The 8,028-nt window shown below is 72.4% G+C and carries 6 protein-coding genes and 1 pseudogene; 5 read left to right on the forward strand and 2 right to left on the reverse strand.

Annotated elements, in window-relative coordinates; all coding sequences use genetic code 11:
- Positions 1–95 precede the first annotated feature (95 nt).
- The 5 genes and pseudogenes from sucB to AB0912_RS35590 all read left to right on the forward strand — a co-directional run.
- Positions 96–1,115: pseudogene (gene sucB, locus AB0912_RS35570) on the forward strand (2-oxoglutarate dehydrogenase, E2 component, dihydrolipoamide succinyltransferase); the annotation flags it as partial.
- Between the two features lie 244 nt (positions 1,116–1,359).
- Positions 1,360–1,983, forward strand: coding sequence for a GntR family transcriptional regulator (locus AB0912_RS35575; protein ID WP_366707423.1), 624 nt, complete (start codon positions 1,360–1,362; stop codon positions 1,981–1,983).
- 391 nt (positions 1,984–2,374) lie between these two features.
- Positions 2,375–5,074 (forward strand): pyruvate dehydrogenase (acetyl-transferring), homodimeric type, encoded by a 2,700-nt coding sequence (gene aceE / locus AB0912_RS35580; RefSeq protein WP_366707425.1) that lies wholly within the window; start codon positions 2,375–2,377, stop codon positions 5,072–5,074.
- Positions 5,075–5,240: 166 nt separating this feature from the next.
- A complete protein-coding gene (locus AB0912_RS35585) occupies positions 5,241–6,212 on the forward strand; it encodes a WYL domain-containing protein (RefSeq protein ID WP_366707427.1) in 972 nt (323 codons plus the stop codon).
- Positions 6,213–6,389: 177 nt separating this feature from the next.
- The gene (locus AB0912_RS35590; protein ID WP_366707431.1) at positions 6,390–6,911 is read left to right on the forward strand and encodes a DUF4240 domain-containing protein; all 522 of its coding nucleotides are present in this window, start codon (positions 6,390–6,392) and stop codon (positions 6,909–6,911) included.
- Between the two features lie 30 nt (positions 6,912–6,941).
- Here AB0912_RS35590 and AB0912_RS35595 read toward each other — a convergent pair whose 3' ends face one another.
- On the reverse strand, positions 6,942–7,187 hold the full coding sequence (locus AB0912_RS35595) for a hypothetical protein (RefSeq protein WP_366707429.1): 246 nt from the start codon (positions 7,185–7,187) through the stop codon (positions 6,942–6,944).
- 182 nt (positions 7,188–7,369) lie between these two features.
- A complete protein-coding gene (locus tag AB0912_RS35600; protein ID WP_366707433.1) occupies positions 7,370–8,008 on the reverse strand; it encodes a peptidoglycan recognition protein in 639 nt (212 codons plus the stop codon).
- Between the last annotated feature and the right edge of the window lie 20 nt (positions 8,009–8,028).

Below are 8,028 nucleotides of genomic sequence, written 5' to 3' on the forward strand. Positions count from 1 at the left end.
CCGGTCCCCCACCGTGTCCGGGAGCCAGACACCGATCATCCGGGCCGGGGTGCGCAGCAGGAAGCGGTGCACGGCCTGGATCTCGGCCTCCTCGGGCCCCGGCCGCACAGCCCGCGCCCGCCGCCCCCGCGCCGGCCGCGCCCGCCCCCGTCACCCCGGCCCCGGCGCCCGCCGCGACCTCCGGTGACGACGGCGCGTACGTGACCCCGCTGGTGCGCAAGCTCGCCGCCGAGAACGGCGTCGACCTGGCCGCGGTCAAGGGCTCCGGCGTCGGCGGCCGTATCCGCAAGCAGGACGTCATCGCCGCCGCCGAGGCCGCGAAGGCCGCCGCCCCGGCTCCGGCCGCCGCCCCGGCCGCCTCCGCCAAGAAGGCGCCGGCGCTGGAGGCCTCCCCGCTGCGCGGTCAGACCGTCAAGATGCCGCGCATCCGCAAGGTCATCGGCGACAACATGGTGAAGGCCCTGCACGAGCAGGCGCAGCTCTCCTCGGTCGTCGAGGTCGACATCACCCGGCTGATGAAGCTCCGCGCGCAGGCGAAGGACTCCTTCGCGGCCCGCGAGGGCGTCAAGCTCTCCCCCATGCCGTTCTTCGTGAAGGCGGCGGCCCAGGCGCTGAAGGCCCACCCGGCCGTCAACGCCCGGATCAACGTGGACGAGGGCACGATCACCTACTTCGACACCGAGGACATCGGGATCGCGGTGGACTCCGAGAAGGGCCTGATGACCCCGGTCATCAAGCGCGCGGGCGACCTGAACATCGCCGGTATCGCCAAGGCCACCGCCGAGCTGGCGGGCAAGGTCCGGGCGAACAAGATCACCCCGGACGAGCTGTCCGGCGCGACCTTCACCATCTCCAACACCGGTTCGCGCGGCGCGCTCTTCGACACGATCATCGTGCCGCCGAACCAGGTCGCGATCCTCGGCATCGGTGCCACGGTCAAGCGTCCGGCCGTCATCGAGACGGAGGAGGGCACCGTCATCGGCGTCCGCGACATGACCTACCTGACGCTGTCCTACGACCACCGTTTGGTCGACGGCGCCGACGCGGCCCGTTACCTGACCGCGGTCAAGGCGATCCTGGAGGCGGGCGAGTTCGAGGTCGAGCTCGGCCTGTAGCCCGTACCGCCCAGCGGGGCGGCGTCCTCGCGACGACACCGCGCCCCCGTCCGGAACTCCGGGCGGGGGCGCGGTGTTTTCGCGGGCGGCGCGGGCCTTGACGGGCCGGATCGGTCCGACGCCGTGTAAGTCTCGTCTCACCTGCGGTAAAGCGCCCCCATGCGCCCCTCACCGGCACGGGCCCGGCCGTATTGTCTAAACGTCAAACGCCCTCGGGTCCCGTACTCCTCCCAAAGGAGCCTTCATGACCGCGCCCGTCGTCCACTCGCTGCGCGAACAGATCCGCGAGCACATCGTGGAGGGGATCGTCAGCGGTCGCTGGAAGCCGGGCGAGCGGATCGTGGAGCGGCGGATCGCCACCGAGCTGGAGGTCAGCCAGACCCCCGTACGGGAGGCGCTGCGCGAGCTGGAGTCGCTGCGGCTGATCGAGTCCGCGCCGAACAAGGGCGTGCGGGTGCGGAACCTGACGGCCGCCGACCTGGAGGAGAGCTACCCCGTACGGGCCGGTCTGGAGGCCATCGCGGCGGAGCTGGCGGCGGAGCGGCTCGGTGAGGACTGCTCGGCCCTGGAGCCGCATGTGACCGCGCTGTACGAGGCGGACCGGCTGTCCGACGGGACCGGCCAGGTCCGGCACACCGTGGCCTTCCACCGGGAGCTGGTGCGGGCAGCCGGGAACTCGGTCCTCCTGCACACCTGGGAGGGGCTCGGCATCGAGGTGTTCACGGCGCTGTCCATAAGGTGGCTGGGCACCGTGCAGCAGTCGTACGCGGAGGAGCACGAGGCTCTCGTCGACGCCTTCCGGCGGCGCGACCCGCTGATCGCCGACCTGGTCAAGGCCCACGTCCTCGGGTGCGCTCCCCGGCCGTGAGCCGTGGGGTGCGCGGACACCGCGGGCCGGGCCGAGACGAGGCCGGCCCACGGGTGCCCGTCCCCGTACGGCGTCCCCTTGCGGCGCCCTCTTGCAGCGCTCCCGTACAGCCTCCGTACAGCGGAGCGGCGTCTCGCTCAGGCGTGCTCTCACCTGCGAGAACCCGGGATATGCACGGCACGCCGTGCCTGAGGGGAAGGCACCGCGTGCCGACTTTCTCGATCTGAAGAGGTTTTCCCCCGCAACCCTTTGATCGATCATCGATCAGGGAGTTACAGTCACCGATGGGCTCCCACCAGAGCCCGCCGCCCTGTCCTGCCAAAGACCGAGGGCACCCCCGAAAACCCCTTGCCGACGAGGGAACCCCCCTCCGCATCCGGAAGGCGGCGCAATGACCGACCCCACCGCAATCCAGCCGAGCGAGCTCGACCAGCTCCCGGACCGCGACCCCGAGGAGACCGCCGAATGGCAGGCCTCCCTGGACGCCGTCACCCAGGCGGCCGGGCCGCACCGTGCCGCGTACCTGATGCGCCGCACCCTGGAGCGCGCCGAGGGCAACGGCCTCGCGCTGCCCAAGCTGCTTGAGACCGACTACGTCAACTCCATCCCGACCTCCGCCGAGCCCGCCGTGGACGGCGACGAGGCGATGGAGGCCCGGATCACCGCCTGGAACCGCTGGAACGCGGCGGCGATGGTCACCCGGGGCGCCAAGCACGGCGTCGGCGGCCACATCGCCACCTTCGCCTCCGCGGCCTGGCTCTACGAGACCGGCTTCAACCACTTCTTCAAGGGCAAGGAGGGCGACGGGTCCGGCGACCAGCTCTACATCCAGGGCCACGCCTCCCCCGGCATCTACGCCCGCGCCTTCCTCGACGGCCGGCTCGGCGAACAGCACCTGGACAACTTCCGCCAGGAGTCGGGCGGCAACGGCCTCCCCTCGTACCCGCACCCGCGCCGGCTGCCCTGGCTGTGGGAGTTCCCGACCGTCTCCATGGGCCTCGGCCCGCTGTCGGCGATCTACCAGGCCCGCTTCAACCGCTACCTCACCAACCGCGGCATCAAGGACGTCTCGGCGTCCCACGTGTGGGCGTTCCTCGGTGACGGCGAGATGGACGAGCCGGAGTCGACCGCGGCACTCGCGCTCGCCTCCCGCGAGGGCCTGGACAACCTGACCTTCGTCATCAACTGCAACCTCCAGCGCCTCGACGGCCCGGTGCGCGCGAACTTCAAGATCGTGCAGGAGCTGGAGGCCCAGTTCCGCGGCGCCGGCTGGAACGTCGTGAAGTCGCTGTGGGGCAACGCCTGGGACGAGCTGTTCCGGCTCGACACCACCGGCGCCCTCGTCCGCCGCCTGCGCCAGGTGCCCGACGCCCAGGTGCAGACGTACCAGACCCGCGACGCCGCCTACATCCGCCAGGACTTCTTCGGCTCCGACCCGGCGCTCGTCGAGATGGCGAAGCTGCTGAGCGACGACAAGATCCTGGAGTGTTTCCACCTCTCCCGCGGTGGTCACGAGCCGCGCAAGGTGTACGCGGCGTACAAGGCGGCGGTCGAGCACAAGGGCGCGCCGACCGTCATCCTCGCGCAGACCGTCAAGGGCTTCACCCTCGGCGAGGGCTTCGCGTCGAAGAACGCCAACCACCAGATGAAGAAGCTGTCGACGGACGAGTTCAAGCAGATGCGTGACCTGCTCGAACTGCCCATCTCCGACAGCGAGTTCGTCGACGGCGTGGTCCCCTACGGCCACCCGGGCGCCGACTCCCCCGAGGTCCGCTACCTCCAGGAGCGCCGCGCCGCCCTCGGCGGACCGGCCCCGGCCCGCCGTACGCACCCGCTGGCCCCGCTGCCCGCCGCCGCCGACAAGACGTTCGCGTCCTTCGACAAGGGCTCCGGCTCGCAGAACGTGGCGACGACCATGGCGTTCGTCCGCCTCGTCAAGGACCTGGTCCGCGACAAGGAGACCGGCAAGCGCTGGGTGCCGATCGTCCCCGACGAGGCCCGTACCTTCGGTATGGAGTCGCTGTTCCCCTCGCTCGGCATCTACTCGCCCAAGGGCCAGACGTACGAGCCGGTCGACCGCGACCAGTTGATGTACTACAAGGAGGCCAAGAACGGCCAGATCCTCAACGAGGGGATCACCGAGGCCGGTTCGATGGCCGACTTCATCGCCGCGTCCACCGCGTACGCCACCCACGGCGAGGCGATGATCCCGTTCTACATCTTCTACTCGATGTTCGGCTGGCAGCGCACGGCCGACCAGATGTGGCAGCTCGGCGACCAGCTCGGCCGCGGCTTCCTGGTCGGCGCCACCGCCGGCCGCACGACGCTGACCGGCGAGGGCCTCCAGCACGCCGACGGGCACTCCCCCGTCATCGCGGCCACCAACCCGGCCGCGCTCTCCTACGACCCCGCGTTCGCCTACGAGATCGCGGCGATCGTCAAGGACGGTCTGCGCCGGATGTACGGCGAGGCGGCCCCGGGCGAGGACCAGAACGTCTTCTACTACCTGACCGTCTACAACGAGCCGATGCCGCAGCCCGCCAAGCCGGCCGGCGTGGACGAGGGCATCCTCAAGGGCCTGTACCGCTTCAACACGGCGGAGTCGGCGGGTCTGAACGTGGCGGCCGCGAACGCCCCGCGCATCCAGCTCCTCGGCTCCGGCACGGCCATCCACTGGACGCTCGCCGCCCAGAAGCTGCTCGCCGAGGAGTGGGGCGTGGCCGCCGACGTGTGGTCCGCGACCTCCTGGGCCGAGCTGCGCCGTGACGCGCTGGAGGCCGACGCGGCCCTGCTGCGCGGCGAGGAGCGGGTGCCGTACGTCCGTCAGGCGCTGCACGGCGCCGAGGGCCCGGTCCTCGCGGTCTCCGACTACATGCGCCAGGTCCCGGACCAGATCGCGCAGTGGGTCGAGCAGGACTACTCCTCGCTCGGCGCCGACGGCTTCGGCCTCTCCGACACCCGCGAGGCGGCCCGCCGGCACTTCGGTGTCGACGCCGAGTCGATCGTCGTCGCGGCGCTGGCGCAGCTCGCCCGGCGCGGTGAGGTCAAGGCGTCCGCGGTCAAGGAGGCCCGGGAGCGCTACGGCCTGTAGGCCGCGGCAGCGGTAACCGGCCGAAGGGACGAGACCGAGGAGGGGCACGGCGTTCGCGCGGTGGCCCTCCTCGGCGTTGTGCCGTGCCCCTCCTCGGCGTTGTGCCGTGGCCCGGGTGTCGGCCGTCCGTTCCTCCGTTGTCGGCGGGGCCCGGCATCATGAACGCATGCGTGCTGCTCGGCTGATCAAGATGGTGCTGCTGCTCCAGACGCGGGCGTCGATGACCGCCGCCGAGCTGGCGCGGGAGCTGGAGGTGTCCGAGCGCACCATCACCCGGGACGCGCAGGCCCTGTCCGAGGCGGGCGTCCCGGTGTACGCGGACCGGGGCAGGGCCGGCGGGTACCGGCTGGTCGGCGGCTACCACACCCGTCTGACGGGGCTCGCCCGCAGTGAGGCGGAGGCGCTGTTCCTGAGCGGGGTGCCGGGGGCGCTGCGCGAGATGGGCCTCCAGGACACGGCGTCGGCGGCCCGGCTGAAGGTGTCGGCGGCGCTTCAGCCCTCGGTGCGGGACGCCTCGCGGACGGCGGCGCAGCGGTTCCATCTGGACGCGCCGGCCTGGTTCAGCGAGCCGCGCACGCCCGAGTTGCTGCCGTCGGTCGCGGAGGCGGTGTGGGACGACCGGCCGGTCGTCGCGCGCTACCGGCGGGGCGCCTCGGAGGTGGAGCGCACGCTCGATCCGTACGGACTCGTCCTCAAGGCGGGCCTGTGGTACCTGTGCGCACGGGTGTCCGGTACGGATGCCTTCCGGGTGTACCGGATCGACCGGTTCACCGCCGTCGAGCCCGGCGAGGAGCGGTTCCGGCGGGAGGAGGGGTTCGATCTGCCGGGGTTCTGGGCGGAGCGGGCCGAGGAGTTCGCCCGCTCGATCCTGCGCGCCGAGATCGCCGTACGGCTCTCCCCGGAGGGCCTGCGGCAGCTCCCGTACGTCCTTGATCCGGCGACCGTGAAGGAGGCGCTGGGCAGCGCCGGTGAGCCCGACGGACAGGGCTGGACGACCCTCACGCTGCCGATGGAGACCGAGGAGGTCGCCCGCGCCCAGCTCCGGGGGCTGGGCCCGGAGGTGGAGGTGCTCGCTCCCGAGTCCCTGCGCAAGAGGTGCGCCGAGGACGCCGAACGGTCGGCCGCGCTCTACCGCTGAGCGGCTCCCCGGCGGCCCGCTCCACCGGGGGGGGGCGCTACTCCCCGGTGACCCCGGCCCCGGAACCCGCTTGAAATCCGTACGAACCCGGCGGTTTTACCTTCGGCATGTGCACGCATAACAATCTGCGCCACTCCGCGTGCGTCCCTCCCCTCCAGGCCCGATGCTTGACCCGTGATGGACGAGACGGAGTTCTGGCTGCTGGTGGATTCGACCCGCGAGGCTGCCGAGGGCGACCCCGAGGAACAGGCCGACCTGCTGGTCGAGCGGCTCGTCCAGCTCGACCCGGACTCGGTCCTGGACTTCGCCCGGCACTTCGAGTCCCGCTACAACCGCGCCTACCGCTGGGACCTGTGGGGTGCCGCCTGGGTGCTCCTCGACGGGGCGAGCGACGACGCCTTCGACTTCTTCCGCTGCTGGCTGATCGGCCAGGGCCGGGAGGTCTTCGAGGGCGCCATGCACGACCCCGACTCGCTCGCCGACTTGCTGGACGACTTCGACGAGGAGATCGACGGCGACGGCGAGGAGCTGGGATACGCGGCGGACGAGGCCTACGAGCAGCTCACCGGTGCGGTCGCGCCGGACCTCGGCATCCCGGCCCCGGCCTCCGAGCCCGCGGGCACCCCGCTCGACTTCGAGAACGAGTCCGTCATCGCGGAGCGCTACCCGAACCTGTGGGAACGGTTCCGGGAGAGCTGACCGGGGGCCGAGGGCCCGCCCGGCGCCCGTTCAGGGTGCCGTCCGGCGGCGGCCGGGGTCCGTGGGGAGGCAGGCCTGCGGTCGCTCGGCCGCCCGCGCGGTGGACCGGGGCGGGGCCGCGTTCGCCTGGTCCAGCGCGGAGGCGGTGACCGCCGCCGGTCCGAGGACGACCGCCGTCACCGCGCAGACCACCACCCACGGCCCCCGCACGGCCCTCGTCCAGCGGCCACCCGCCCGCTCCGGGCGCCGCGCGGATTCCGTCCCGCTGCTCCTCATGATCCCCACCTCCGGTCGGTTCCTGTGCCGATCCTCCGCCCCACGACTCTGCGGAGCCTGTGAGCGGCCTGCCGGGTACCTGTGACCGTCGTACAAGGACGGGACGGGACGGGATGGGACGGGATGGGACGGGATGGGACGGGATGGGACGGGGACGAGGGCCGTGGCGTGGGGTCGGGCCGTCAGCGGCCCTGGTAGTGGGCCGCCGCCGCGCGGATCTCCGGGAGGCGGGCGGCGAGGGCGGCGCCGGGGCAGCTCGTGCTGAAGCCGTCCTTGTGGCCGGCGATGGCGGGCAGGACGGCGGTGGTGCCCTTGACGTACCGGCTGAGACTGTTGCTGGAGGTGAGGCGGACGGTGCCCCGGGGGTCGACGCCGCCGAGGCCGAGCTTCCAGGCGGCGAGACGGGCGATGGCGTCGGTCATGGCCTTCGGCACCGGGGTGCCCGCCGTGAAGGTGCCGATCGCGGCGATACCGGCGGTGCGGTGGTTGAAGCCCTGGGCGTGGGCCCCGGTGACGGGACGGTCGACGCCGCCCGCGCGGCCCTCGTAGATCGTGCCGCAGCGGTCGACGAGGAAGTTGTAGCCGATGTCGTCCCACTGCTTGGCGCCGGTCTGGCCCGCGTAGAGGTCGCCGATGACGCGGGGCGCGTCGGCGCAGTCGTAGCCGTTCGGCGAGTCGGTGTGGTGGACGAAGACCGCCACGACTCGGTCGTCGTAGTGCGGCGGCGGCTGCCGGTGGGGGCCGGCCGAGCCGAGCCAGGCCGCCCGCGGCACGATGGGCGGCCGTTCCGCGGGGTGTCCGACCGCCGCGCGGGCCGTCACCGGCGGCGGGGCCGCGCGGG

This window comes from Streptomyces sp. NPDC007084, from assembly GCF_040703595.1.
Lineage (GTDB): Bacteria > Actinomycetota > Actinomycetes > Streptomycetales > Streptomycetaceae > Streptomyces.